The sequence below is a fragment of the Streptomyces sp. NBC_01255 genome, from assembly GCF_036226445.1.
Taxonomy (GTDB): Bacteria; Actinomycetota; Actinomycetes; order Streptomycetales; family Streptomycetaceae; genus Streptomyces.
In genome coordinates this window covers 8,105,380-8,130,097 of record NZ_CP108474.1, presented here as the reverse complement: position 1 = coordinate 8,130,097, position 24,718 = coordinate 8,105,380, and the positions used below count along the sequence as shown (strand labels likewise).

The 24,718-nt window shown below is 71.4% G+C and carries 22 protein-coding genes; 9 read left to right on the top strand and 13 right to left on the bottom strand.

The window, feature by feature from the left end; all coding sequences use genetic code 11:
• Positions 1-4 precede the first annotated feature (4 nt).
• Positions 5-865 carry a universal stress protein gene (locus OG357_RS36705; RefSeq protein ID WP_329625222.1) on the bottom strand — a complete coding sequence of 287 codons (861 nt, stop codon included), beginning with the start codon at positions 863-865 and terminating at the stop codon, positions 5-7.
• Positions 862-1,764 carry a universal stress protein gene (locus tag OG357_RS36700; protein WP_329625221.1) on the bottom strand — a complete coding sequence of 301 codons (903 nt, stop codon included), beginning with the start codon at positions 1,762-1,764 and terminating at the stop codon, positions 862-864. Before OG357_RS36700 ends, OG357_RS36705 begins: the two co-directional genes overlap by 4 nt.
• 246 nt (positions 1,765-2,010) lie before the next feature.
• On the opposite strand from OG357_RS36700, the gene OG357_RS36695 reads away from it, so the two are divergent.
• Both OG357_RS36695 and OG357_RS36690 read left to right on the top strand, forming a co-directional pair.
• Positions 2,011-2,634 carry a CBS domain-containing protein gene (locus OG357_RS36695; protein WP_329625220.1) on the top strand — a complete coding sequence of 208 codons (624 nt, stop codon included), beginning with the start codon at positions 2,011-2,013 and terminating at the stop codon, positions 2,632-2,634.
• A 22-nt stretch (positions 2,635-2,656) separates the two neighbouring features.
• Complete coding sequence (locus tag OG357_RS36690) at positions 2,657-3,646, top strand: Acg family FMN-binding oxidoreductase (RefSeq protein ID WP_329625219.1); 990 nt, start codon at positions 2,657-2,659, stop codon at positions 3,644-3,646.
• Positions 3,647-3,656: 10 nt separating this feature from the next.
• On the opposite strand, the gene OG357_RS36685 is transcribed toward OG357_RS36690, so the two are convergent.
• The 3 genes from OG357_RS36685 to OG357_RS36675 are packed head-to-tail and all read right to left on the bottom strand — an operon-like array spanning position 3,657 to position 7,896.
• Complete coding sequence (locus OG357_RS36685; RefSeq protein ID WP_329625218.1) at positions 3,657-6,047, bottom strand: glycoside hydrolase family 65 protein; 2,391 nt, start codon at positions 6,045-6,047, stop codon at positions 3,657-3,659.
• Positions 6,044-6,817: an HAD family hydrolase gene (locus tag OG357_RS36680; protein ID WP_329625217.1), complete on the bottom strand. Its 774-nt coding sequence runs from the start codon at positions 6,815-6,817 to the stop codon at positions 6,044-6,046. Before OG357_RS36680 ends, OG357_RS36685 begins: the two co-directional genes overlap by 4 nt.
• A complete protein-coding gene (locus OG357_RS36675) occupies positions 6,817-7,896 on the bottom strand; it encodes a zinc-dependent alcohol dehydrogenase family protein (protein ID WP_329625216.1) in 1,080 nt (359 codons plus the stop codon). The genes OG357_RS36680 and OG357_RS36675 overlap by 1 nt, the downstream gene beginning before the upstream one ends.
• Positions 7,897-8,072: 176 nt before the next feature.
• Here OG357_RS36675 and OG357_RS36670 point away from each other — a divergent pair, with 176 nt between their 5' ends.
• The 6 genes from OG357_RS36670 to OG357_RS36645 all read left to right on the top strand — a co-directional run bounded on the left by OG357_RS36670 (position 8,073) and on the right by OG357_RS36645 (position 13,973).
• On the top strand, positions 8,073-9,500 hold the full coding sequence (locus OG357_RS36670; protein WP_329625215.1) for an MBL fold metallo-hydrolase: 1,428 nt from the start codon (positions 8,073-8,075) through the stop codon (positions 9,498-9,500).
• A gap of 93 nt (positions 9,501-9,593) precedes the next feature.
• Positions 9,594-10,247: a CBS domain-containing protein gene (locus OG357_RS36665; RefSeq protein ID WP_329625214.1), complete on the top strand. Its 654-nt coding sequence runs from the start codon at positions 9,594-9,596 to the stop codon at positions 10,245-10,247.
• Between the two features lie 53 nt (positions 10,248-10,300).
• Positions 10,301-11,635 carry a nicotinate phosphoribosyltransferase gene (locus OG357_RS36660; RefSeq protein WP_329625213.1) on the top strand — a complete coding sequence of 445 codons (1,335 nt, stop codon included), beginning with the start codon at positions 10,301-10,303 and terminating at the stop codon, positions 11,633-11,635.
• A gap of 113 nt (positions 11,636-11,748) precedes the next feature.
• Positions 11,749-12,660: a potassium channel family protein gene (locus OG357_RS36655; RefSeq protein ID WP_329625212.1), complete on the top strand. Its 912-nt coding sequence runs from the start codon at positions 11,749-11,751 to the stop codon at positions 12,658-12,660.
• A 42-nt stretch (positions 12,661-12,702) separates the two neighbouring features.
• Positions 12,703-13,308, top strand: a complete 606-nt coding sequence (locus OG357_RS36650; protein WP_329625211.1) for a CBS domain-containing protein — start codon at positions 12,703-12,705, stop codon at positions 13,306-13,308.
• Positions 13,309-13,313: 5 nt separating this feature from the next.
• Positions 13,314-13,973: a DUF4389 domain-containing protein gene (locus tag OG357_RS36645; protein ID WP_329625210.1), complete on the top strand. Its 660-nt coding sequence runs from the start codon at positions 13,314-13,316 to the stop codon at positions 13,971-13,973.
• Here OG357_RS36645 and OG357_RS36640 read toward each other — a convergent pair.
• The 8 genes from OG357_RS36640 to OG357_RS36605 all read right to left on the bottom strand — a co-directional run bounded on the left by OG357_RS36640 (position 13,943) and on the right by OG357_RS36605 (position 23,569).
• Complete coding sequence (locus OG357_RS36640) at positions 13,943-16,654, bottom strand: cation-translocating P-type ATPase (RefSeq protein ID WP_329625209.1); 2,712 nt, start codon at positions 16,652-16,654, stop codon at positions 13,943-13,945. The two genes, OG357_RS36645 and OG357_RS36640, sit on opposite strands and share 31 nt — an antisense overlap.
• Entirely contained in the window at positions 16,647-17,234 is a 588-nt protein-coding gene (locus OG357_RS36635; protein ID WP_329625208.1) for a LapA family protein, read from the bottom strand. Before OG357_RS36635 ends, OG357_RS36640 begins: the two co-directional genes overlap by 8 nt.
• Before the next feature lie 48 nt (positions 17,235-17,282).
• Positions 17,283-17,786 (bottom strand): flavodoxin domain-containing protein, encoded by a 504-nt coding sequence (locus tag OG357_RS36630; RefSeq protein WP_329625207.1) that lies wholly within the window; start codon positions 17,784-17,786, stop codon positions 17,283-17,285.
• A complete protein-coding gene (locus tag OG357_RS36625) occupies positions 17,783-18,247 on the bottom strand; it encodes an Hsp20/alpha crystallin family protein (protein WP_329625206.1) in 465 nt (154 codons plus the stop codon). The genes OG357_RS36630 and OG357_RS36625 overlap by 4 nt, the downstream gene beginning before the upstream one ends.
• Before the next feature lie 219 nt (positions 18,248-18,466).
• On the bottom strand, positions 18,467-18,880 hold the full coding sequence (locus OG357_RS36620; protein ID WP_329625205.1) for a CBS domain-containing protein: 414 nt from the start codon (positions 18,878-18,880) through the stop codon (positions 18,467-18,469).
• Between the two features lie 244 nt (positions 18,881-19,124).
• Entirely contained in the window at positions 19,125-21,527 is a 2,403-nt protein-coding gene (gene ppsA / locus OG357_RS36615) for a phosphoenolpyruvate synthase (RefSeq protein ID WP_329625204.1), read from the bottom strand.
• A 27-nt stretch (positions 21,528-21,554) separates the two neighbouring features.
• Positions 21,555-22,667 (bottom strand): universal stress protein, encoded by a 1,113-nt coding sequence (locus OG357_RS36610; protein ID WP_329625203.1) that lies wholly within the window; start codon positions 22,665-22,667, stop codon positions 21,555-21,557.
• Entirely contained in the window at positions 22,664-23,569 is a 906-nt protein-coding gene (locus tag OG357_RS36605; protein ID WP_329625202.1) for a universal stress protein, read from the bottom strand. Before OG357_RS36605 ends, OG357_RS36610 begins: the two co-directional genes overlap by 4 nt.
• A 226-nt stretch (positions 23,570-23,795) precedes the next feature.
• Between OG357_RS36605 and OG357_RS36600 the strand changes: the two genes are divergently transcribed.
• A complete protein-coding gene (locus OG357_RS36600; RefSeq protein WP_329625201.1) occupies positions 23,796-24,659 on the top strand; it encodes a universal stress protein in 864 nt (287 codons plus the stop codon).
• Positions 24,660-24,718: the final 59 nt, after the last annotated feature.

Sequence of the window (24,718 nt, the reverse complement as noted above, 5' to 3'; positions counted from 1 at the left end):
CCGCTCACCCCACGGGGACGGTGATCACCGGGCAGTGGGCGCGGTGCAGCAGCCCGTGGACGACGGAGCCGACGCGCATCCCGGTGTACCCGCCCCGGCCCCTGCGGCCGACGACGACGGCCAGTGCGTGTTCGGCGGCGTCCGCCAGCGTCTCGACGGGCGAGCCGATGAGCACCTCGTGTGTGAGCCGGACGTCGGGGTATTTCTCCGCCCACCCGGCGGTGGTCTCCGAGAGCAGGCGGCGTTCGGCGGAGAACAGCGTGTCACCGCTGTGCAGGGTGAAGACGGGGGGCTGCCAGACGGCGATGGCCCGCAGGGCGCAGCGCCGGAGGTCTGCTTCCTCGAAGGCCCAGGCCAGGGCGGCCCGTGAGGACTCGCTGCCGTCGATGCCGACCACGAGGTAGGGCGTCTCCTGCGTGACGTGCTCCGCGTCGCCCACGACGACCACCGGGCAGTGCGCCTTCGCGGTGACCGGGACCACCAGGGAACCGGCGCTCAGGAACTCCTCGGGGCGGCTGAGGTGCCGTGATCCGAGCACGATCAGGCCGGCCTCGTTCGACAGAGCGGCCAGGACTGCCGCCGGGAAGCCGTCAAGAAGGGAGGAGGTGGCTTCGATGTCCGGCTGCCGGGCGTGCGCCCAGGCGAGTGCCGTACGCAGAGCTTCCGTGCAGGCCTGCCGCTGTGCCAGGTGCCGAGCGGTGTCGTCGGCGTGTCGGGTGTCGCGCCGCGGGGGTACCGCGACCACCAGGCGCAGTCCCGCGCCTCGCAATCGAGCCTCGTCCGCGGCCCAGGCAAGGGCGAGGTGCCCGTTCCTGACCGGGTCGATACCGACGGCGATGTCACGGCGATCCCTGGTGCGTGTCACGACGTGCTCCCATGTCCGGGGCCTTGCCGGGGGATGAGCTCCACAGGGCAGTGGGCGTGCTGCAGCAGGCCGAGCGTGGTCTGTCCGATGGTGGGTCCGAGGTATCCGGGCGAACGCCGGCCACCGACGACCAGAAGGTCTGCGTGGTGCGACGCGTCCACGAGGGCCCCGGGGACGCTACGGCCCTCCTGACCGTCGGCGTGCACGGTGAGTCCCGGGAACTCCTCCCGGACCCGGTCCGAGACCGAGGCCATGACGCGAACGTGATCGCCGGCGATCCCGTCGTCGCCGTTGTGCAGCACGGCCCGTGAGCGGGCGGACAGCCCGGCACTCCAGATGTGCAGGAGCCGCAGAGGTATCTTGCGCAGCAGGGCCTCGCGTGCCGCCGCACGGGCACATCCCACGTCGGCCTCGTCCCGCACCGCCACGAGAACCACGCCCGCCTCGACGGGCTCCGCTGTACCGCGCACCACGACCACGGGCGTGGTGGCAGCGGCCGCGACCTCGAGACCGACCGATCCGAGCAACAACGAGGAGAATCCGCCGAGGCCCCGGTGTCCGACGACGATCGTGCCGGTAAGGGCGGCAGCTCGGCGCAGACCGTCGGGGGCTCCACCCTCGGTGAGTTCCGTGACGACCGTCAGCTTCGGGTGGCGCGCCGTGATCGCCTCGGCGGTCCGGTCGAGCAGTTCCCTTCCCGCCTGCCGGTTCCTGGCGATCTCCGCCTGGGACAGAAACGGGGCCGGTGTGTCCGTGCCGGTTGCATGGACGAGGCAGAGAGTGCTGCCCCGCAGGGCCGCCTCCGCTGCCGCCCACATCAGCGCCGTGCGTGCGGACGGTGATCCGTCGACGCCGACGACGACCCTGCCGGGGCCGGGACGGGCTGAGGTTCCGTCCATTGCTCCTCCTCACGCGGTCCGGGGACTCCTTCCACCCTGGCAGCTGGTCCCGAGCGGCCGGAGGGCCGCTGGGGCCAATGACGGGACCAAAGGTCCCACCCGGGCGGGGCAGAGCGCGGGCCGGCAGCGACGAGCCCGTTCGGGCCTGAGGGTGGGCCATTCGGCCCTCGCCGACCCCGAGCGTGCGGTGGAGGGTGGTGTCACGGGACAGCACACCGGTCGAACCCTCGAACAGGAGGCGCGGTGATGAAGCACATGAAGGTCGGGGGCCTGATGACCGACGACGTGGTCTCCGCCGTCCCTGCGGCGTCGTTCAGGGAGGTGGCGAAGATGCTCGCCGAGCACGACATCAGCGGGGTTCCCGTCGTGGACGAGGACGATCATGTCGTCGGTGTCGTCTCCGAGAGCGACCTCCTGGCCCGCCACGAGCTGACCGTACGGAAGCTGATGAGCACCCCGGCCGTCACGGTCCACGCCGAGGAGACGGTGGCGGACGCGGCACGGCTGATGGTGCGCCGTGGAGTCGAGCGTCTCCCCGTGGTCGACGAGGAGGAACGACTGGTCGGCATCGTGACCCGCCGCGATCTTCTCTGTGTCTACCTCCGTCCGGACGCGGAGATACGCCGCCGCATCCGTGAGGACGTCCTCACGGATGCCCTGGACCTGCCCGGGGACGCAGTGGACGTGCAAGTCCTGGACGGCGTGGTGACGCTGGGGGGCCGCGTGCGACGACGGAGTCAGGCCCTGATGCTCGTCGGACTCGCCGAGAGGGTCGACGGTGTCGTCGCCGTCGTGGACCGGCTGTCCTTCCACGAAGACGACACCCGCCTCGCGTCCTCCACCCGTACTCCGCACGACATCTCTTGGTGACTCACCGCAGACAGGACGCACCGTGTCTACCACCGCTCTGACCCGACCGCTCGTGACCTCGCTGATCGAGGACGCCGTCACGGCACCCTCCATGCACAACGCACAGCCCTGGAAGTTCTTGTGCAGGACGGGTGCGGGCGTCATCGAGCTGCACGGCGATCCCCTGCGCGGCATGCCGCACCAGGACCCCGACCACCGCGCCCTCCACCTCGGCTGCGGCGCCGCCTTGTTCGGTCTACGGGTCGCCGCCGCGCACAGAGGCCTGCACGCCGAAGTCCGGCCACTGCCCGAGCCCGCGGACCCCTGGTACCTGGCCGACGTGCGCCTCGGCCGTCCGGAAGATGCCGACGCCGCGCTCGCCGCGCTGTACCCCGCCCTCGCGCGCCGGCACACCAGCCGGTTCCCCTTCACCGAGGAGCGGATCCCCTCCGAGGTGGTCGACGGGCTCCGTGCCGCGGCGTTCCTGGAGGGCTGCCGACTGGTCGTACCGGGTGAGTGGCACACCGACACCGTCATGAGCCTCGTCCACGCCTCCGAACTGTTCGAGGCGGCGGACGAGGCCGTACGAGCGGAGATCGCCGCCTGGACACGCACGGGCGCGGCCGGGGAAGGCCCCGGCACCGAGGGCATTCCCTCGTACGCCTTCGGCCCACGGCAGTACGACGTGACCTCCCCCGCCAGGGATTTCGACGCCACCCGCCACGTGTCCGGCCGTGTCGCGGCACGCTTCGAGAAGCGCCCGCAGCTCGCGCTGCTCGGCACTGCCGACGACACCCCGCAGCAATGGCTGGAGGCGGGCCAGGCCATGCAACGCGTCCTGCTGCAGGCCACCCTCGACGGTCTCGCCACCTCCCTCATGTCCCAGCCCCTGGAGTGGCCCGAACTCCGTTCCGACGCACGTGATCCCGGCTCGACGGTCAGCTTCGTCCACATGGTGTTCCGCCTGGGCTACGGTCCCCAGGGGCGGGCCACGCCCCGCCGGCCGGTCTCCGAAGTGCTCAGCTTCGAATGAACCGTCCTCGTCACAGACGGAACCAACGCTCCTGTCCTGGTGCGACAGTGAGCCGCCGGTCGCCGGGGAGGACGACGGCGAGCGGGCCCTCGGGCGAGGCGGGAACCTTGATGGCCAGCCGCCCGGGGAGGATCCGCAGGCGCACTCCTCGATGACGGCCGCAGCACAGGGTGAAGGTGAAGCGCGGGATCTCCGCCAGCGCCACCGGAGCCACCCGAAGCCCCTCCGGTCCCGTTTCCAGGCCGGTGATCCCCCGCTCGACCAGATCGATCGTGCCCGCCATGGCGCCGAGATGGACACCCTCGCCGGTCGTTCCGCCCTGGACGTCGGCCACGTCGGCGAGCAGGGCCTCCTCGCAGTAGCGCCAGGCGTCGCGGCCCTTCTGCCGGGCCAGCACCCAGCCGTGGACGAGACTGCTGAGCGTCGAGCCGTGGCTGGTGCGCCGCAGGTGGTACGAGACGGTCGCACGCCACATCTCGTCGTCCACCGCGTAGCCGAGCCGGCCGAACAGGTCGGACAGCTCATCGGGCCGGAACAGGTAGCCGAGCATGAGGGTGTCGGCCTGCTTCGACGCCTGGTAGCGGTTGACGGTGTCGCCCTCGGCCTCCAGGATCCGGTCGAGCCTGCGGATGTCGCCGTACCGGGCCCGATAATCGTCCCAGTCGAGATCCGCCAGCGCGCCGTACCCCTCGAACTGGCTCACCACGCCGTGGTGGAACGGCACGTGCAGGCGTCGGGAGACGTCCTCCCAGCGAGCGATCTCGGCTGCGTCCAGCGAGAGTTGCTCCGAGAGTTCCGAGCGGCGAGCCGCGGGCAGGTCACCAAGCAGGTCGAGGCCGCGCGCGAGTACCCAGGCGGCGGTCGCATTGGTGTAGGCGTTGTCGTCGATGCCCGGGGTCGTGGCATCGGGATAGGCGTCGTGGTACTCGTCCGGTCCCACGACCCCGCGGATGCGGTAGCGGCCGAGCGCCGGGTCGAACGTGGCGGCCCCGGACCAGAAGCGGGCCACCTCAAGGAGGATCTCCGCCCCGGCGGAGTGGAGGAATCCACGGTCGCCGGTGGCCTGGGCGTACTTCCAGACGTTGAACGCGACGGCCGAGCCCACGTGGCGCTGGAGCCGGGAGTGGTCGGGCAGCCAGCGTCCTGAGCGCGGGTTGAGGTGCAGGGCCTGGGTCTCCTCCCGGCCGGAACTCGCGCTCTGCCATGGGTACATGGCCCCTGGCAGGCCGGCGTGGCGGGCGGCCGCGCGGGCGGCCGGCAGTCGGCGGTGCCGGTACATGAGCAGCGCCCGGGCCACCTCGGGGAAGTGGAGGTCGAGGTAGGGCAGGACGAAGAGCTCGTCCCAGAAGACGTGCCCCCGGTACGCCTCACCGTGCAGTCCCCTCGCGGGCACGCCCACGTCGAGGGCCGCCGTGTGCGGGGAGAGCGTCTGAAGCAGGTGGAACTCGTGCAGCCGCAGGATGCGCCCCGCCTCCCCGGGCACCTGCAACTCCCCCTCTTCCCAGACGCGCCGCCATGCCGCCCTGTGAGAGGAGAGCAGCTGAGGAAAGGCGGGAGTGCGAGCGATCACGTCAGTGGCTGCCGTGAGCGAGTCGGCGGAGGGCCAGTCCATTGATGTGTGCAGCGCCAGAGTCTTCACGACCATCGCCGAGCGGCGGGGAACGACTGGCAGGTGGTACGCCTGCTCGGTGCCGACCGACGTGGCCGCCTCCCGCGCGGACCGCGAGGGGCGGGTGACCGTGCGCACGGCCATGGCGATCCGGATACCCGAGTCGACGGTACGGCAGGAGATCCAGGCGATGCCGTCGTGCTCGAATCCGGTCCGGACGTCGGTGAGATGGCGCCCGTCAAGACGCCGGTAGCGCTCGACTCCGGCGTTGGTGACGGCGCCGTCGAGCAGGGACCGCACCTCGACGGCACCGCTCCAGCCGTAGGCGCGGAAGAGTGTGCACTGGGCCGCCAGTCCGGGTTCTCCCATGTGAACGAGGCGGATGTGACTGACGCGCAGGCCCCGCCCGCGGGCGTCCTGGAAGAACAGACGTCGCGTGAGAACCCCCGCACGCAGGTCGAGGTGCACGTCGTAGTGGCGCAGTTCGCCGGCGTCGGGAGTGAGCCACTCGCCCGGCGGACCGTCGTCCGGGAGGCAGCGGTAGCGCAGCAGCGTCCAGTTCGGAAGGTTGACAAGGTCCTCGTTCTCGACCCGCTCGCCCGCGACGACCGAGGTGAGCCGGTCGTAGCAGCCGGCCAGGTAGGTGCCCGGGTAGTGCGCACCCCCGGCGGGGCACTCGGGCGCGGAGCCCCGGGTGGCGAAACGGCCGTTGCCGAGGGTGCAGAGGGCTTCGACCAGTGGCTCGCGTTCCGGTTCGTACCGGTCGTAGCGCCACGTCCAGCCGGTGGTCATCCGCGCTCACCCCACACGCTCCGGACCAGCGTCGTCAGATCCGGCACCACCATGTCAGCACCCCTCTCCCGCAGGGGGGCGGCTGCGCGCCCCAGCGGTGTGCGGTCGACACCGACGACAAGACCGAAGCCGCCGCTTCGCGCGGCCTCGACTCCGGCGAGGGCGTCCTCGGCGACCGCGGTCTCCTGCGGGCGGCTGCCCAGGAGGGCGGCAGCCCGCAGGAACAACGCGGGATCCGGCTTGCCGGCGAGGCCATGCCTGGCGGCGTCCGCGCCGTCCACGATCACCGTGAGGAGAGCGGCGAGACCGGCGGCACGGATCAGTGTCCGGGCGTGCCGGGAGGCGGAGACGGCTGCGCACGGCACGCCCGCCGTGCGCAGGGCCGTGAGGGCGGGCCCTACGTCGGCGAAGGCCATGACGCCTCCGGTACGCAGCAGATCGGCGAACGCCCGTTCCTTGTGCGCCGCGACGGCCCAGACCGTGCCACAGCCGGGGGCGTCGTGAGGCTCGCCCGGTGGGAGGTGAAGGCCGCGAGCGGTGAGGAAGGCCACCGCACCGTCGTACCGGGACCTTCCGTCGACGAGTCGACGGTACTCGGCGTCCGCGTCGAAGGGAGGCTGTGTCCCGCTGTCGGGAGCCAGTCGGTCGAGGCAGGCGTCGAAGGCGATCTTCCACGCCGCCGCGTGCACGACGGCGGAGTCGAGCAGAACACCGTCGGTGTCGAGGACGACACTCTCCGGCGGCGGACAGCCCGGGCCTCGGCCGTTCATCAGGCCACCGACGTGTCGGGGAGGCTCAAGGCAGTGTGCTGCGGGCCGCCCAGCGCGACCTTGATGGCGCCGGTCTCGGCTGCACGGCCGAAAACTTCGTAGGCCGCCTCCATCTCGCCCAGCTCGAACCGGTGGGTGAGCAGTTCTGCCGACGGCAACCGCCCCGCGGCCATCATGCGCAGCAGCATGGGCGTGGACGAGGTGTCCACCAGGCCGGTGGTGATCGTGACGTCCTTGATCCACAGGTCTTCGAGGTGAAGGGTCGCGGGCTTTCCGTGGACTCCGATGTTCGCGACTCTGCCGCCTGGTCGGACCATGCGCGTGCACATCTCGAACGCCTCCGGGACACCGACGGCCTCCATGACGACGTCGGCGCCGAGGCCGTCGGTCAGATCCGCGACGAGCTGCTCGGGTCCTTCCCTGGCGTCCACGGTGGCGTCCGCGCCGAGGGCGCGCGCGGCGCTCAGCCGGGACTCGGCGAGGTCGACGGCGACGATACGGCCGGGACTGTAGAGGCCCGCCGTGATGACGGCGGCGAGGCCGATGGGGCCCGCACCGACCACGACCACTGTGTCAGAGGGGTGCACCGCGCCGTTCAGGACCCCGACCTCGTAGGCGGTGGGGAAGATGTCTGCGAGCAGGACGGCGTCGGAGCTGTCGATCGACTCGGGGAGGGGGTGGACGGACAGGTCGGCGAAGGGGACGCGGACGTACTCGGCCTGGGTGCCGTCGACGGTGTGGCCGAGGATCCAGCCGCCTCCGCCCCGGCACTGTCCGTAGCGGCTCTCACGGCAGAAGCGGCATCTTCCGCAGGCCGTTATGCAGGAGACCAGGACGCGGTCGCCCGGCCGGACCGTGCGGACGTCGTCTCCGGTCTCCACCACCGTGCCGACCGCCTCGTGTCCGAGGACCCGGCCGGGCGTCACCTCGGGGACGTCCCCCTTGAGGATGTGCAGGTCGGTACCGCAGATGGTGACGGCGTCGACCCGCACGATCGCGTCGGCGGGATCCTCGATGACCGGGTCGGGTACGTCCTGCCAGGCGATCCGTCCCGTGCCCTGGAAGACGAGTGCCTTCATGGCGCCCACCCACTTCCTGTCGCGCGGCGCTGCGGTCCCCGTCCACCAGGCTCCGTCCGGTACTCGGGCGACGCATGGGCCGGTCGGCCCCCCGATGTGCCCGTACGGACTCTCGGGGCGGGCCGGGTCAGGATGCGAGGGTGGAGACCGGTACACGTTCCGAAGGAGGGACGGCCATGTCCGAGGCAGCCCCGAATCCCGCTCCCACGCACCCGCGGCCGGCGCTGCTCAGCTTCCTGGGTGGCGTGGGGACGGTCACCGGCAGCAAGTTCCTGGTCGAGAGCGACCATGCGCGGATCCTCCTCGACTGCGGTCTCTTCCAGGGTTTCGCGAAGCTGCGGCACCGCAACTGGGAGCGGTTCGCCCGAGACGCCGCGGACGTGGACGCCGTGGTCGTCACCCATGCCCACCTGGACCACTGCGGCTACCTGCCCCGCCTGGTGCGGCAGGGCTTCCGGGGGCCGATCCTGACCAACGCCCACACCGCGCGGCTCGCCGGGATCGTGCTGCGCGACAGCGCACGGCTCCAGATGGAGGCCGCCCGGCACGCCAACGCGCACGGATGGTCCAAGCACCGCCCGGCCAAGCCGCTCTACGACGATTCGGACGTCGAGAAGACCCTGGCGTTCTTCGACCCCGTGGCCGTCGGCGAGGACGTGGAGATCGTGTCCGGCACCAGGCTGACGCTCCACCACGGCGGGCACATTCTCGGCTCGGCGTGGGCCCACCTCACGCTGGAGGACGGCCACACCCTGGCCACGTCCGGTGACCTGGGCCGTCCAGGTCATCCGCTGCTGCTGCCGCCGGAGCCGTTCTCGGGCGCAGACGTGCTCCTCATGGAGTCCACCTACGGCGACCGTCACCACGACCAGGAGTCCGCCCGGTCGGAGTTCGCCTCCGTCATCGCCCGCGCCCTCGCACGGAACGGCACCGTCGTCATCCCGGCCTTCGCGATCGACCGGACCGAGGTCGTCCTGCACGAACTGGGCCGCCTGCGCGACACGGGCGTCCTGCCCCGCTCGGTCCCCGTATACGTCGACAGCCCCATGGCCCTCGCCGCGCTGGACGTCTACCAGGACGCCGTACGCGAGCGCTCCGCCGAGCTGCGGCCCGAGATCCTCGCACGGGGAGAGGGCGCGTTGAGCCCGGAACCGTTCCTCGCGGCGCGCACGGTACAGGAGTCCATCGACATCAACAGCACGCACGGGCCCGCCGTGATCGTCTCCTCTGCCGGCATGGCCACCGGCGGCCGGGTCCTGCACCACCTCCACCGGCTGCTGCCCGACCCGCGCAACGCCGTTGTCGTGGTCGGCTTCGCCGCCGCGGGAACCCGGGCCCGGGACCTCGTGGACGGAGTCCGGACGCTCAAGATGTTCGGCGAGTACGTGCCCGTACGGGCCGAGATCGCCGACGTACCCCACTTCTCGGCCCACGCCGACGCCGGACAGATCATCGACTGGCTGCGCGGCGCTCCTCCCCCGCACACCACCTACCTCGTCCACGGCGAGCCGACCGCCTCCGAGGCGCTGCGCGATCGCATCGACCGCGAACTGGGCTGGACGGCCGTCGTACCCCGCTCCGGGGAGGCCGTCCTGGTCCGCTGACCCGGGCCCAATGGTCCCCCGACGAATGCGCTCCGGTACCCGCAGCCGTTGCGGCAGCGCCGACGCGCCGATGCCTCAGGTAAGGAAAGAGCGATGACACCTCAGCCGTTCACCGTCGCCGAAGTGATGACCAAGAAGGTCGTCGCCGTCCAGCCCGGCGCGGAGTTCAAGGAGATCGTCGCCGCTATGGAGCGGTGGAAGGTCACGGCCGTACCGGTCGTCGAGGGTGAGGGCCGCGTCGTCGGGCTGGTCTCCGAGGCCGATCTGCTCCTCAAGGAGGAGTTCCACGACCACCGCCTCGGTCTCATGGAGCAGATGCGGCGGCTCGGCGCCACGGCCAAGGCCGGTTCTCGCCGGGCCGAGGACCTGATGACCTCGCCCGCGGTCACCGTCGCTCCCGAGGCGTCCCTGCCCCAGGCCGCCCGCCTCATGGCCTCACACCATGTCAAACGGCTGCCGGTCGTCGACGCGAGCGGCGTCATCCAGGGCATCGTGAGCCGGTCCGACCTGCTCAAGGTCTTCCTCCGCCCCGACGAGGATCTCGCCGCCGAGGTGCGTCGCGACGTCGTCGAGCACCTTTTCCCGCTCTCCCGGCGCCGGGTCGACGTCCGTGTGGACGCCGGAGTCGTGACGCTGTCCGGCGAGGTCCGCGACAGCGCGCTCATCCCGCTCGCAGCCCGCCTGGCCCGCGCCGTCGAAGGCGTGGTGGACGTACGGTGCGAGCTCACCGCCCAGGGGCGGACATAGCCATGTCCGGCCGTTCCGGTACAGGTCACGGGGCCGCCGCGCATGCTCGAAGCATGTCCCCGGTGACCAGCACCGACCTGTACGAGGTCACGATGGCGCTCTCGTACCTGCGGGAGGACATGCGGGCCCTGGCCACCTTCAGCCTCTTCGTCCGCGGCCTCCCCCCGGGCCGCGGATTCCTCGTCGCGGCGGGGATCGAACCGGCCCTCGACTACCTTTCCCGGTTCCGGGTGGGCCACTCCGACGTCCTGGAGTTCGCCGAAGCCCTGCGTCGGCCGGTCGAGGACCTGGAACCGCTGCACGGCCTGTCGTTCGACGGCCAGGTCCGCGCCGTGCCCGAAGGACGGCTCGTCTTCGCAGGTGAACCGCTGCTGGAAGTTACCGCGCCGCTGCCGCAGGCCCAGCTCGTGGAGACCTACCTGCTGTCCCTCGTCTGCCACCAGACGGCGGTCGCCTCCAAAGCGGCGCGGTGTGTGCTCGCCGCCGCCGGGCGGCCCCTGGTGGACTTCTCCCTGCGCCGGAACCACGGACCCGAGGCCGGCATGCAGGCGGCGCGGCTCTGCGCCCTGGTCGGGTTCGCGGGCACCAGCAACGTCGCCGCCGCGACCCGGTACGGCATTCCCGCCTCCGGCACCATGGCCCACTCCTACATCGAGGCCTTCGCCTCGGAGGAGGACGCCTTCCGTGCCTTCGCCCGCACCCATCCGGGATCTGTGACCCTCCTGGTCGACACGTACGACACCGACCGCGGGGTCGCGACGGCCGCGCGCGTCCTGAGCGACTTGAGTCTCGGCCCGGGGTGCGGAATCCGCCTCGACAGCGGCGACCTCGGCGCACTCGCCCGACGTGCCCGTACCGCACTCGACGCGGCGGGGCTGAGAGACGTGCAGATCATCGCGAGCGGCGGCCTCGACGAGTACGCCGTCGCCACGCTCGTGCGGGACGGGGCACCCGTCGACGTCTTCGCCGTGGGGACGAAGGTCGGCACGGCCGCCGACGCCCCGTATCTGGACGCGGCGTACAAGCTGGTCGAGTACGACGGCCGGCCCGTCATGAAGCTCTCGTCGGCGAAGGTGACGGCTCCGGCCCCGAAGCAGGTGTTCCGCGCACCCGGCTTCCGCGACGTCATCGGCCTTGCGAACGAGGAGCCGCCCGAGGGCACGGAGCCACTGCTGCGGGCCGTGATGCACGGTGGGCTCCGCACGGAACCGCCCGACACCCTGGCAGCCGCCCGATCCCGCTTCGAGGCAGACGTCGCCGCACTGCCAGAGGCAGCGGGCCGCATCGAGGACCCTGTGCCACCGGTACCGGTCGTGTCGACCCGGCTGTCGGCTCTGACGACCGTCGTACGACACCGGATCGAGGCGCGGACGCGAGCCGGGCGGTAGCACCGGGGCACGCAGCGGAGGCTGCGCCCGAAGGGGCGAGCGGGCGCCGCCAGGGGGCTGAGATCGAAGCCGGAGGGCGGGACGCCGCCGCTGCTCATGGGAAAGGTGCCGGGATGACCTGGCTTGCGACGCCCGCGGGCGCTGTCCTGGTGCTGTTCATCCTCCGGGACGTGTTCCACACCCTTTGGCACCCGACCCGTCACGGAGGTCTGAGCAGGCTCGTGATGGTGTCGCTGTGGTGGCTGTCGCCACACCTCGGCAAGCGCCGACGGCCTGCCGGTCTCGCGGGCCCGCTCGGCATGGTGACGGTCGTCGCCGCGTGGGCGCTGACCGTGGCCGTGGGGTGGGGACTCATCTACTGGCCCCATATGCCGGAGGACTTCTCGTACGCGGCGGGGCTCGTCCCGTCCGAACATGCGGGCCCGCTCGACGCCCTCTACATCTCGCTCGTCACCCTGGCCACGCTCGGCCTTGGCGACATCGCGCCGGCCTCCGGATGGCTGCGCGTACTCGCCCCCATGGAGGCCCTCGTGGGCTTCGTCCTGCTGTCGGCAACCGTCGCCTGGATCCTCGGCATCTACCCCGCGCTGGCCCGGCGCAGAGCGCTGGCCCTGCGGCTGTCGCACGTGCGCCGCAGCCGGGCCACCGCCCAGGCCCTCGACTCCGACGGCGGCGCCGCCCTCCTGGACGGACTCGCCTCGGCCCTCTCCACGATCACGGTCGACTTCCTGCAGTACGCCGAGTCGTACTACTTCCACGACGGGGACGAGAACACGTCCCTGCCCGGGCAGCTCCGCTACGCCCTCGGCCTCGCGGACCAGGCCGACGGGGCGCACCACCCGGACGTCAGGCTCTCCGCGTCGGTACTGCGCAGGGCACTGGAGGACCTGGCCGTCGTGCTCGACGAGCGCTTCCTACGCACGGGCGAGGGGCCCGAGCGGGTGTTCGCGGCCTACGCCGACGACCACGGGCAACCCCAGGGGCCGGACGGCCCTCCCCAGGACGGCGCCAGCGGGCGATCCTGAACGTGGGGGCCGCCGGTCGAACGCGCGAGAAGGTGACGAGCGATGAGGCACCGCAGCGTCGCGGATCTGATGACACCCACGGCGGTCAGCGTTGGTCCGGGCACGACGTTCAAGGAGATCGCACGGCTCCTGGACGAGTTCGACATCACCGCGGTGTGCGTGGTGGACGAGTCGAACCGGCCGCTGGGCGTGGTCTCGGAGGCGGACCTGGTACGCCGCCGTGCCGCCGGGGCCGGGCTCGACACCGCGGGCGCTCTCATGTCGAGTCCCGCCGTCGTCGCCCGCCCGAAGTGGAGCGTCGTGCGCGCCGCCCGAGTGATGGAACGGGCCGGGGTCAAGCGTCTGCCCGTCGTCGACGAGGACGAGTGCCTCGTGGGTGTGCTCAGCCGGAGCGACCTCGTCCAGCTCTTCCTGCGCCGGGACCGGGCGATCCAGGAGGAGATCGTCGAAGACGTGGTCACCCACACCTTGAGGCTGAGCCCGTCGGACCTCTCGGTGGAGGTCGTGGACGGCCGGGTCACTCTCAGCGGCACGGTCCGCCGCCGCAGCCTCGTTCCGGTGCTCCTCCGGCTCTGCAACAGCGTCGACGGTGTCGTGGGGGTCGTCGACCGACTCAGGTACGAAGACGACGATCTGTCGAGGAAGTGACGATCATGGACACTCCCAGCGCCCCGCATGGTCCCGTGGTGGTATCCGCCGAACTCGACAGCCGGCTGTCCCGCTGGCTGTGGCTGGTCAAGTGGATCCTGGTGATCCCGCACTGGATCGTGCTGTTCTTCCTCTGGATCGCGTTCTTCGTGGTGACGGTGATCGCGTTCTTCGCCATCCTCTTCACCGAGCGCTTCCCCCGGGACCTGTTCGACTTCAACCTCGGTGTGCTCCGCTGGTCCTGGCGCGTCTCGTACTACTCGTACGGGGCCCTCGGCACCGACCGCTACCCGCCCTTCAGTCTGGGCCCTGAGCCGGACTACCCGGCCCGGCTGGACATCGCCTACCCGGAGCGACTCTCGCGCTCGTTGGTCCTGGTCAAGTGGTGGCTGCTCGCCATCCCCCACTACCTCGTGATCGCCTTCTTCACCAGCGGCATGCACGCAGGATGGTGGAGCGGCGGGCTGATCACCCTGCTCGCGCTCATCGCGGGATTCGCCGTGACCTTCACCGAACGGTACCCGCGCGACCTGTTCGTCCTGATCGTCGGGCTGAACCGCTGGGTCCTGCGCGTCGCCGCCTACGCGAGCCTCATGACGGACGCCTATCCGCCCTTCCGCCTCGACCAGGGCGGTCACGAACCGGGGACGGCCGCCGGCCGCTGACGGCGCCGCCTGGCGCGCCGCAGCTCGTCCGTGCCCCACACCAGCACCGGGAACGTCGCGGCGAGCAGGACGACATCCAGAGGGAGGGCGGCCGTGCCGAAGAGGTGCTGGAGCGGGGGCGCGTAGACGAGAGCCGCAGTGAACGCGAGCTCGAAGGCGATCCCGGCGAGCAGCAGCGGATTCGAGAACACTCCGATGTCGCGCAGCGCCGCGTGATCGGTGCGGGCCGCGAACGCCGTGCCGACCTGGCAGGTGACGATGCCGGCGAAGGTGGCCGTGGTGGCCGTCACGTAGGCGTGGTGCAAGGGGCTGCCGGTACCCGTGGGGTCACCCGGCTGCCAGCCCGCGCGCCACAGCACGTAGAAGTAGCCCGCCATGACGAGGACCGCAGACGTGAGCCCCAGGTACCCCCAGCTTCGTATGAGCATGTCGCGGGAGATCACGCCTTGGTGCCGCGGCCGCGGGGGCCGCTGCATGATGCCGGGCTCGGAGCGTTCCCGGCCGAGGGCGAGGGCGGGCAGGGTCTCGGTGCCGAGGTCGATGGCGAGGATCTGCAGCACGGTGAGGGGAAGCGGTACCGTGCCGGCGGAGAGCGCGAAGACGAGGAAGGGAACGATCTCCGGCGTCGCGTGGGCGAAGATGTAGACGATGAATTTGCGTACGTTGTCGTAGACGCGGCGCCCTGCTTCGACCGCGGTCACGATGGTGGCGAAGTCGTCGTCGGTGAGCACCATCGCGGCGGCCTCCCGGGCCACGTCGGTGCCGGAGCGCCCCATGGCCACCCCGATATGGGCGCGGTGCAGCGCGGGGGCGTCGTTGACGCCGTCACCGGTCATGGCGACGATCCGGCCGTGCTCCCGCAGGGTGTCCGCCACCTTGAGCTTCGTCTCGGGCGACGACCGGGCGAAGACGATCTCGTCGTCTCCTTCCACGAGGAGCCGGTCCAGCTCGTCGTCGCCCAGCGACTCCGACGCCGCGACCACATGCAGACGGGGTACTCCGATGCCGACCTCCCGGGCGACGGCCGCGGCGGTGGCGCCGTTGTCGCCCGTGACGACGTGTACCCGGATCCCGGCCTCGTGGCAGCGGCGTACGGCCTCCGCCACCTCGGGGCGCGGCGGGTCGTACAGCCCGACGAGCCCGAGCAGGGTCAACCCCGACTCCGCGTCCTGGCGCCGTGACGGCAGCTCCGCGCCACTCGGCATGTCGCGTACGGCGACGGCCAGGACCCGCATGCCGCCCCGGGCCAGCTCCTCGGCCGCGGCGCGGGCCGAGTCCGCCGCGGTTCCGGGCAGGAGGCGGTCCAGCACCGCCTCGGGCGCGCCCTTGACCACGATCCGCGTGGGGCCCTGCCTCTCCCCGCTCTGCACGACTGACATCAGGCGCAGCCGCGGGTCGAAGCGGAACAGCGCCCGGCGTCCCGCGTCGCGGCGACCCAGGTCCAGCGGAGCCCCGTGGTCGGCGGCGCCGGCGACCAGGGCAGCCTCGGTGGGGTCGCCGTGCAGTTCGCCGTCGGCCTCTCGCGTGACGGTGGTGCACAGGGCGCCCGCCCTCGCCAATTCCTCTGCCCAGGGGCCCGGCTCCGACCCGTGATCGACCGTCCACAGCGCCCTGAGGCGCATGCTGTTGCGGGTGAGCGTGCCGGTCTTGTCCGTGCAGATGACGCTCGTGGAACCCAGGGTCTCCACGGCGCTGAGCCGTTTGACCAGGGCACCCCGGCGGGCCAGGGCGCGGACGCCGACGGCCAGGGCCAGGGTGATGGTCGGAAGGAGTCCCTCGGGGACGTTGGCGACGAGGAGCCCGATGGCGAACGTCAGGGAGTCGGTGACCGGAAGCCCGACCGCCACCCCGAGGACGAGAAACACGACGCCCATGCCGGTCGCGACGCCGGCGATGAGCCACGCGACCCGCTTGACCTGCCGTTCCAGAGGGCTCGCCTCGCGCCGCGTCCGCTGGCTGAGTGCGGCGATCCGACCGAGTTCGGTGTGGTTTCCGGTGGCGAACACGATGGCGCGGGCCTGCCCCTCGACACAGGTCGTCCCGCTGAAGACGAGGTTCGGCTCCTCGAGCAGCGGGGCGCCGAGGATCCCGGCTGAGGCGATCCGTTCAGCCGGCACGGACTCGCCGGTGAGCATCGACAGGTCGACTTCGACCCCACCCTCGGTGACGTGTGCGTCGGCGGGTACCTTGTCGCCCTCCTCCAGGAAGATCAGATCGCCCGGTACGAGGTCACGGGCCTCCACGACGCGGGGCTGTCCGTCGCGTACGGCGAGGGCGTGCTCGGGCAGATAGCGGGCGAGCGTCTCCACCGCCCGCTCCGCCTGACGTTCCTGGAGCAGGGCGAAAGCCGCGTTGACGGCGATGACCGCGAGGATCGCCCAACCGAGGACCGCCAGGTCCGCGACGAAGGCGAGGGCGGCGGCAGCCCACAGCAGCAGGGCCAGGGGGTGAATCAGCTGCCCGACCAGCTCGCGCACGAAGGAGGAGCGCACCTTGCGCCGTACCTCGTTCGGTCCGTGGACGGCGAGGCGCCGGGCGGCCTCGCGGGCCGAGAGGCCATCCGGCCCCGTGGCGAGTTCACGACGCAGCCGGGGCAGCGGTTCACTGGGGTCGAAGGGCAGCGCCTGGGTGGAGGAAGCGGTCCGCTCCGGGCCGGCACGGCTGCCGGCACGGTCAGTCATCGTCGTCCCCTGCACCGCTGTCCCGGTGGAGTCGGCCGGACCAGACGGGTTCCACCTGCTCCCACTCGCGGTCCCAAGCCGCGAGCCGGTGGCCTTCGGTCCGCCGCCGTACGAGGAGGACCACGGCGGCGCCTGTCACCCCGGTGACGCCTGCCGCCGCCACACCGCCCGACATCGAGGTCAGAGCGCGGTCGGCAGCACTGCCGGGGGGCCGGGCGGGGGACCCTGCGTCGTCCACCCAGATCGTCAATGCGCGTCCCTCCGGTGTCCGGGGCGGGACGAGGATGCTCCCGGACCGGCGGACGTTCTCGGGCTGTTCCCACACAGCCGGCGCGACCGCCTGCGGCTTGGATCCGAACCTGGTGGCGACGGGTGGGTCCTTCGCCGGCCCGGTGGTGGTCGCGGCCACCTGATGCCGGTGCGCGGCGAGTTCACGGTCGGTCTTGGATCCCGACGACCACAGGCTCCCGGCGGCCACGGCACCGCAGATCACGGCGATCAACAGCACGAGGACCAGGGCGGCGCGCCTTGCGGGTCTCCTGGGCGGGGTGGCCCCGCTCCCCGACTTCTGGTGGAGCATGCCGCACCTCCCGTTGGGGTGGCCTCGCCGACCTGTCAGAGGCCCGATTCAGTGGGTGGCGCCGAGTTCCGTTCCGATGTGGTTGGCCCATGCCCGGATCCGTTCCGGATTGCGGAAGTCGCCGCCCTTGCCCCGGCGCACCATGGCCCGCGCGACCGGACCCGACGTCTCGGCGGTCACGGCGCCACCGAAGGTCATGTGCTCACGGGCACCGAGCTTCTTCATCCGCCGGGCGACTCCTCGTACGGGCGGGATGTCGTGCTGTTCCGCGGAACTGTCGATGGGACCGCTGCTGAACAGCCAGAGAGGCCGATGCCTGAGCTGCTCGGCGTTGCGCCGGGCGCACCGTCGCGCCTTGCCGGTCCAGTGCCCGGCGTAGAGGGCTCCGCCGAGGACGACTCCGTCGTAGCCGCTGACGTCGGTGACGGTGTCGGCCGGCAGGACGACGGCGTCGAAGCCGTCGTCCCGGAGCGTCCGGCCGATCTCTTCGGCGATTCCGGCGGTCGCACCGGCTTTGCTGCCGTAGGCGACCAGGACACGTTTGGCGTTCATGATTCCGCTCCCTCGGCCGATTCGCCGGCTGCCCGCTTCACCGGAATGGTCCGGACGGACGTCGTGTCCTCCTCGTCAGGGATCGGGATACGGACGGTGAGGATGCCGTCCGCGTACGACGCCTCGACGTCGTCGGCGGGGATGGTGGCCGGGAGGCGCACGGTCCTGCGGAAGGATCCGTAGCGGAACTCCGAGTGCTCCTTGTCCTCCTTGCTCTCGCTGTGCTCCGCACTCACCGTGAGGAGGTTGTCGTCGACGGTGATGGCGATGCCGTCGTCCGGGTCCATGCCCGGCAGCTCGGCTCGCAGCACGTACACGCCGTCGCCGCTGGTCATCTCGACCGGGATGGAGTGGGCGGCCGTCGCGGGTCGCCATCCGGGCAGCCCGGGGAACTCCCGGTTGAACCAGTCGTTGAAGTCGGGGAAGAGGCTGTGCCTGCGTTCCACCTTGCCTCCGGCCATGGCTCTGCTCCTTGTGTTCAGGGCCCAGGACGGTCGCCGTGGACCCGCGTAGGTGCGGACAGGCGGCGGATCGGGTTGCGGAGCCCGGTCCGACTCCGTATCCCACTCTTCCACCCACTAAGTCGCGTGGCGCAGTGTCCAAGGGGGCTGAAGGACAGGGCCGAACGGGCCGCACCAGGAGGGGACCGACCGGCCCACGGCGCCACAGCACTGGTGCTGTCAGCGGCAGATCTCCTCGACGAAATGGCCCACCCGTTCCTCCGGCAGGTGCCGCGCCAGGTCCGCCTCACTGATCATGCCGACCATGCGGTGGTCGTCGATCACGGGCACGCGGCGGACACGGTGGTCCTGCATCGTGCGGAGCACCACGTCGCTGCCAGCGCCCGCATCCACGGTGACCGGCTTGCCCGTGGCGAGGTCCCCGGCCGTCATCCGGTGGGGGTCCTTGCCCTTGGCAAGGCACTTCACCACGATGTCCCGGTCGGTGATGATGCCGTGCAGCCGGTCGTCCGGCCCGCAGATGGGCAGCGCGCCGACATCCAGTTCCCTCATGCGGCGTGCGGCATCCACCAGGCTCTCGTTCTCCTGCACGCAGCTCGCACCGGCGTGCATGATTTCCCTTGCGGTCGTCATGGCCGCGTCCTCCTTTCCGGCCCCCCTGCTCACGATCCAGCCGATTCGCCATGAGGTCAGAGGAAGAGCGCTGACACCCTGACGGTGTGAACCGGGCGCCGGGGACGCCCCATCGCCCTTCCGCGGGCAGCTGGTGGTTCCTGGGCCGACCGGGCAGCTCGTCTCCCGTGGCCGCCCCGTCGACCGCGCCGGGCCGGCAGCCCGGTGTCCCCGGCGACTCGACGCCGTGCCTTCCTCGGCATGGTCACTCCTCCGTTCGTCCGGTGCCGTTCTCGAACCTCGTCTCCGCACGGGCCACGTGCCCCTTGACCGCTGCGAAGCTGTCCGGTGCCACCGAGATCGAGTCGAGGCCCGCATCGACCAGGATCGCGGTGAACGCCGGATCGTCGCTGGGCCGCTGCCCGCACAGCCCGACCGGCCGGCCCGCCGCGTGGGCGCGGACGGCAAGGGTCTGGATGCTCCGGACGACGGCGGGGTCTCGCTCGTCGAAGACATGGGCGAGGGCCTCGGAGTCGCGGTCGACGCCGAGGGTGAGCTGGGTGAGGTCGTTGCTGCCGATCGAGAATCCGTCGAAGCGTTCCGCGAACTCCCTGGCCAGGATGATGTTGGCCGGAATCTCCGCCATGACGTAGACCTGCAGCCCGTTCCCGCCCCGTACCAGTCCCTCGTCCGCCATCACCGCCAGCACGCGGTCGGCCTCGCCGAGGGTGCGGCAGAAGGGGATCATGACGATCACGTTCGTCAGCCCCATCCCGTGACGGACCCGGCGCAGTGCGCGGCATTCGAGGGCGAAGCCCTCGCGGTAGCCGTCGCTGTAGTACCGACTCGCGCCACGCCAGCCGATCATGGGGTTCGCCTCGTCCGGTTCGAATGGTCGGCCGCCGAGGAGCTTGGCGTACTCGTTGGTCTTGAAGTCGCTGGTGCGTACGACGACGGGCGCCGGCCAGCGCGAGGCCGCGATCCGGGCGATGCCGTGGGCCAGCCGGTCGACGAAGTAGTCACCTCGGTCGAGGTAGCCCTCGGTGAGCCGCTCGACGACATGCCGGTCGTGGGCGTCCAGCCGCTCCGGATGCAGCAGTGCCATGGGATGGACCTTCACCTGGTGGGCGACGATGAACTCGAGGCGCGCCAGTCCCACTCCGTCCGCGGGGAGCCGCCACCAGCGGAACGCGGCTGATGGATCAGCAAGGTTCAGCATCACCCGGGTTCGGGTGGCGGGCAGTTCCGCGAGGTCCGTCTGGATCTCCTCGTACGGGAGCAACCCTTGGTACACGCGTCCGCTCGCTCCCTCAGCGCAGGAGACCGTGACGGAATGCCCGTCACGCAGAATCCGTGTCCCGTTTCCGGTTCCGACGACGGCGGGGACGCCGAGTTCGCGGCTGACGATGGCGGCGTGCGAGGTGCGCCCCCCGTGGTCGGTGACGATGGCGGAGGCCCTCTTCATGACGGGTTCCCAGTCCGGGTCGGTGACGCCAGTGACGAGGACGCCGCCCTGGGGGAAGCGGTCAAGGTCGACGGGCGCGTCGAGCGCCACGACACGGCCCTGGCCGATGGCCTCGCCGACGGCGATGCCATCGACGAGCGGTTCGCCGGGAGTGGCGGTGAGCCGGCGGCGGGTGAGGGTGGTGGTGCGCCGACGCGACTGGACCGTCTCGGGGCGGGCCTGGATGATCCAGAGCTCGCCGGTGAGGCCGTCCTTGGCCCATTCGATGTCCATGGGGCAGCCGTAGTGCTCCTCGACGGCCGCCGCCCAGCCGGCGAGCCTGCGGATCTCCGCGTCGTCGAGGACCCGCTGGTTCCGCTCACCGTCGGGTGTGTCGACCGTGCGGGTCAGCCCGGTGTCCGCGTACACGGCCTTCAGCCGCTTGGCTCCGATCCGCACGTCAATGACGGGGTCGAGCGCCGGGTCCTTCATGCTCGGCTTGAACACCGTGTACTCGTCCGGGTCGACCTGGCCGCTGACGACGGTCTCCCCCAGCCCCCAGGCGGCGCTCACCACGATCACGTCCGGGAAGCCGCTCTCCGGGTCGAGGGTGAAGACGACCCCGGCGCCGGCGAGATCGGAGCGGACCATGACCTGGATGCCGATGGACAGGGCGACGGCGAGGTGGTCGAAGCCCATCCGTTCGCGGTAGTCGATCGCCCGGTCGGTGAAGAGGGAGGCGTAGCAGCGCGTGCACGCCTCAAGGAGCGCGTCGGCGCCGCTGACGTTCAGGTACGTCTCCTGCTGCCCGGCGAAACTCGCTTCGGGCAGGTCCTCCGCCGTCGCACTGCTGCGCACCGCCACCTCGGGCGACTCCCGGCCGACCTCCTCGGCCAGCCGCTCGTACGCCACGAGCACGGCATCCCGCAGAGGCACGGGCAGCGGCTCCACGAGGAAGAGGGACCGGATGGCCGCCCCGACCTCATCGAGTGGGGCACCGGCGTGCAGTCTGTCGATCTGCGCCTCCACGCACGGGCGGAGGTCTCGGGAACCGAGCAGTTCCTCGTACGCTTCGGCGGTGGTGGCGAATCCCGGAGGGACGCGGATGCCCGCGCCCCCGAGCCGGGTGGTCATCTCGCCCAGCGAGGCGTTCTTGCCACCCGCTCGGCCGACGTCGTGCCGCCCGAGCTCCGTGAACGGTACGACGTGTCGTATCGGTCCCATGGTCTCCTCCACGGCTCTCGGGCGTCTTCAGTACGGCAGGCGCCGGCCGGCCGGCGTACGCAGGTCGAGGGGAGCGGGCCCGCGGGGGCGGACCGGCCGGGGGCTGATCCGGATGCGCTTCATGATGCTCACCTCTCCGCAGAACCGGCCGATGGACCGGGGGCGTCCTCTCGCCCCACCGTCCCGCGTGGAGGTGGTCGCGTCCCAGTGCCGAGCGGGGCAGTGGTCACGGGCCCGGTCGGCCGTGCCGGAACGGGCCCGGTCGGCCCGTGCCGGGTCGCCTGTCCGGCGCTCGCGCTGCGGGAGGGGGACGGTGATCACCGGACACGGGGCACGGTGCAGCAGGCCGTGCACCGTCGAACCCAGCCGCATGCCGGAGTAGCCGCCACGACCTCTGCGACCGACCACGAGTGAGAGGGATTCCTGGGACGCCAGGGCAAGTCGTTCGACCGGGTGTCCCCGCAGGACCTCTTGGGAGATGGTGACGTCCGGATACCTCTCCGCCCAGCCCGCCACTGACTCGGCGAGCAGCCGGCGCCGCTCGGCCAGCCCCTCTTCATCGTCGTCGTGGGCGAGGAGGGTATGAGGCCAGACCCAGACGGCCCGCAGTCGTCCCTCGCGGAGGATCGCCTCCTCGACGGCGAAGGCGACCGCGGCCTGTGAGGAGTCGCTTCCGTCCACGCCGACGACGACGGTCGGTGGGTGCACGGCGGTGTGTTCAGGGGCGCGGACCACGACGACGGGACAGTCGGCCCGTGCCGTGAGCGGGACGACCACTGAGCTCTCGCCGAACATCTCGGCGGGCCTGCCGAGACGGCGAGAGCCCACGACGGCGAGTGCGGCGTGCTGCGCCATGTCGCGCAGCACGGTCGCCGGCACACCGTTCACGCGTTCCGTCGCGATCCGCAGACCGTCGTGCAGTTCCCGGACGAGGTCCTCCGCGTTGGCGATCGCCGACTCCGCGCGGATACGCAGAGCGCTCTGGCGGGCGAGCGCGTCGTACCGGAGCCCGTCGTGGGCAGGCGGTACGGCGACGACCAGCCGGAGCACCAGCCCTCTTCGTACGGCCTCGTCGGCGGCCCAGACGAGAGCGGGGACCGACTGCTCCCGGGGGTCGACCCCGGGCAGTATCTCGTTCACGTCTCCTCGACCCGGGTGGCGTAGGCGGGTGGAACGATCTCCACCGGGCAGTGGGCGTGGTGGAGCAGCACGTGGGCGACTCGCCCCAGGGAGGGGCCTATGCCCAGGGCGCGGTGTTGCCTGCCCATCACCAGCAGATCCGTGTGGGCACTCGCCTCCACCAGGATCCCGGGCGTGCTCGTGCCCGTCTCGACGTGATGGCTGACGATCAGCTGAGGATAGAACTCATGCGCGAGGTCGGCGAGCGACTTGATCTCGTGCACGCGCTGCTGCGCGATCCCGTCGAGGTCGTCCAACATGGTCGCGACACTGCCGACGTGGCTGAGCACGTTCCAGACGCTCACCAGCCGCAACGCCGCCTTGCGGGCGTCGGCCTCGGCGGCCGCGACGAGCAGCCAGCCCAGATCCGAGGCACCGTGCACGGCTGCCGTCACCGAGCCCGACGCGGGACGGTCACCGTCGCCACGGACCACGATCACGGGCACTTCGGCGCGGCCCGCCACACCCAGACCGACGGATCCGAGCATGAGCGCGGAGAAGCCGCCGAGCCCCCGGTTGCCCACCACGATCGTGCCCCGGTGGCCGGCGGCCGCCAGCAGACCGGCGACCGGCTCCTGGCGGCCCAGCTCCTTCGTGACGGCAAGGTCCGGAAAGCGGTCACGGACCTCGCTCGCGGTCTCGGCCAGCAGGTCGCGACCCGCTTCACGTACCGCCTGGATCGTCTCGGCGTTGGAGAAGATCGCCCGGCGGTCGGTGTCGGCGGCGTGGACGAGATGCAGGGGCCGTCCCCGTCGGTCCGCTTCGTCGGCGGCCCAGAGCACGGCCGCGCGCCCGGAGGGCGACCCGTCGACTCCCACGACGACGTTGCCGAGCTCCGGTCGGGCGGGGGTCTCGCTGGTCATGGCTCCTCCTCCGGGGGAACACCCGAGGCTCGGGAGCGCGTCCCGAGGGGCGACATCTCCCACACTGGCACCGTGGTGGGCCTCCTCGGGATGGGCCGTTCGGTCCCGATCGAGACCTGCCCGGCCCTGCTGCCGGAAGCGACGGAGCACCAACCTGAAAGGTGAGATGTCCTGTCCGAGCCGGAGTCGGGGCGGGGCGGAGAGGACTCGACGAGGGAGGCACGCAATGACAGCCCAGGTCACCGTCGGTCTGGACGGATCTGATGAAAGCCTCGCCGCCGCCCGTTGGGCCGCGACGCAAGCGGTGCTGCGCGAAGTGCCCCTCAGGCTGGTGCACGTGGAGGAATGGCCGAGCATGCCGGAGGTACCCATGGCGTACGCCCGCACACTCGCCCACGACGAGCAGACCGAGAGGTTGATGCGAGAGGAGACGGATCGAGCGCGGAAGAACCATCCGGACCTCGAGGTCATCACGGAGCATGCTCATGGCCGGGCAGCCGAGGAACTGACGGCCGCCGCGAACGAGGCGGATCTGACGGTCCTGGGTTCGCGCGGACTCGGCGGTGTCCGCGGCTTCCTCGTCGGCTCGGTCTCCCTTGCCGTCGTCGGCGCGGCCCGACGGCCGGTCGTCCTCGTACGCGCGACGGACGACCGGGAAGCTCCCGAAGGCGGCATCGTGGTGGGCGTCGACATCCACCACCCGTGCGAAGCGCTGCTCGCGTTCTCCTTCTCCGAAGCCGCCCGGAAGGACACACCGCTGCGGTTCCTCCACAGCTGGACGCTTCCCGCCTCGTACGGCTACGCGGCCACCGTGGACCCGGGGATCGGCGAGGAGCTGGGCAGCCATCTTCTCGGGGGGCTGGACGACCTGCTGGAGCCGTGGCGGAAGCGTTACGCGGGCGTGGAAGTGGAGGCCAAGTCGGTGGTGGGCTCGCCCGCGTACCAGCTGGTCGAGGCGTCACAGACCGCGCAACTCGTGATCGTGGGGCGCCGGAGTCGGAACGTCCCCCTCGGCCCGCATCTGGGCCATGTCGCTCATGCAGTCATCCACCACAGCCCCGCACCGGTCGCCGTCGTCCCCTTGATGTGAGCGGACGGTGGCGCCCCGGCCTTCGACCGCGCACGGATGGATCCATCGCCCTCGGTGTT

What these genes read in the sequence shown, in the direction of transcription:
- OG357_RS36700 (WP_329625221.1), bottom strand. Translation starts at nt 1,764, where the DNA reads ATGGACGGAACCTCAGCCCGTCCCGGCCCCGGCAGGGTCGTCGTCGGC.
- OG357_RS36680 (WP_329625217.1), bottom strand. Translation starts at nt 6,817, where the DNA reads ATGAACGGCCGAGGCCCGGGCTGTCCGCCGCCGGAGAGTGTCGTCCTC.
- OG357_RS36675 (WP_329625216.1), bottom strand. Translation starts at nt 7,896, where the DNA reads ATGAAGGCACTCGTCTTCCAGGGCACGGGACGGATCGCCTGGCAGGAC.
- OG357_RS36685 (WP_329625218.1), bottom strand. Translation starts at nt 6,047, where the DNA reads ATGACCACCGGCTGGACGTGGCGCTACGACCGGTACGAACCGGAACGC.
- OG357_RS36605 (WP_329625202.1), bottom strand. Translation starts at nt 23,569, where the DNA reads ATGACCAGCGAGACCCCCGCCCGACCGGAGCTCGGCAACGTCGTCGTG.
- OG357_RS36600 (WP_329625201.1), top strand. Translation starts at nt 23,796, where the DNA reads ATGACAGCCCAGGTCACCGTCGGTCTGGACGGATCTGATGAAAGCCTC.
- OG357_RS36660 (WP_329625213.1), top strand. Translation starts at nt 10,301, where the DNA reads ATGTCCCCGGTGACCAGCACCGACCTGTACGAGGTCACGATGGCGCTC.
- OG357_RS36645 (WP_329625210.1), top strand. Translation starts at nt 13,314, where the DNA reads ATGGACACTCCCAGCGCCCCGCATGGTCCCGTGGTGGTATCCGCCGAA.
- OG357_RS36640 (WP_329625209.1), bottom strand. Translation starts at nt 16,654, where the DNA reads ATGACTGACCGTGCCGGCAGCCGTGCCGGCCCGGAGCGGACCGCTTCC.
- ppsA (WP_329625204.1), bottom strand. Translation starts at nt 21,527, where the DNA reads ATGGGACCGATACGACACGTCGTACCGTTCACGGAGCTCGGGCGGCAC.
- OG357_RS36635 (WP_329625208.1), bottom strand. Translation starts at nt 17,234, where the DNA reads ATGCTCCACCAGAAGTCGGGGAGCGGGGCCACCCCGCCCAGGAGACCC.
- OG357_RS36695 (WP_329625220.1), top strand. Translation starts at nt 2,011, where the DNA reads ATGAAGCACATGAAGGTCGGGGGCCTGATGACCGACGACGTGGTCTCC.
- OG357_RS36655 (WP_329625212.1), top strand. Translation starts at nt 11,749, where the DNA reads ATGACCTGGCTTGCGACGCCCGCGGGCGCTGTCCTGGTGCTGTTCATC.
- OG357_RS36650 (WP_329625211.1), top strand. Translation starts at nt 12,703, where the DNA reads ATGAGGCACCGCAGCGTCGCGGATCTGATGACACCCACGGCGGTCAGC.
- OG357_RS36625 (WP_329625206.1), bottom strand. Translation starts at nt 18,247, where the DNA reads ATGGCCGGAGGCAAGGTGGAACGCAGGCACAGCCTCTTCCCCGACTTC.
- OG357_RS36670 (WP_329625215.1), top strand. Translation starts at nt 8,073, where the DNA reads ATGTCCGAGGCAGCCCCGAATCCCGCTCCCACGCACCCGCGGCCGGCG.
- OG357_RS36665 (WP_329625214.1), top strand. Translation starts at nt 9,594, where the DNA reads ATGACACCTCAGCCGTTCACCGTCGCCGAAGTGATGACCAAGAAGGTC.
- OG357_RS36620 (WP_329625205.1), bottom strand. Translation starts at nt 18,880, where the DNA reads ATGACGACCGCAAGGGAAATCATGCACGCCGGTGCGAGCTGCGTGCAG.
- OG357_RS36630 (WP_329625207.1), bottom strand. Translation starts at nt 17,786, where the DNA reads ATGAACGCCAAACGTGTCCTGGTCGCCTACGGCAGCAAAGCCGGTGCG.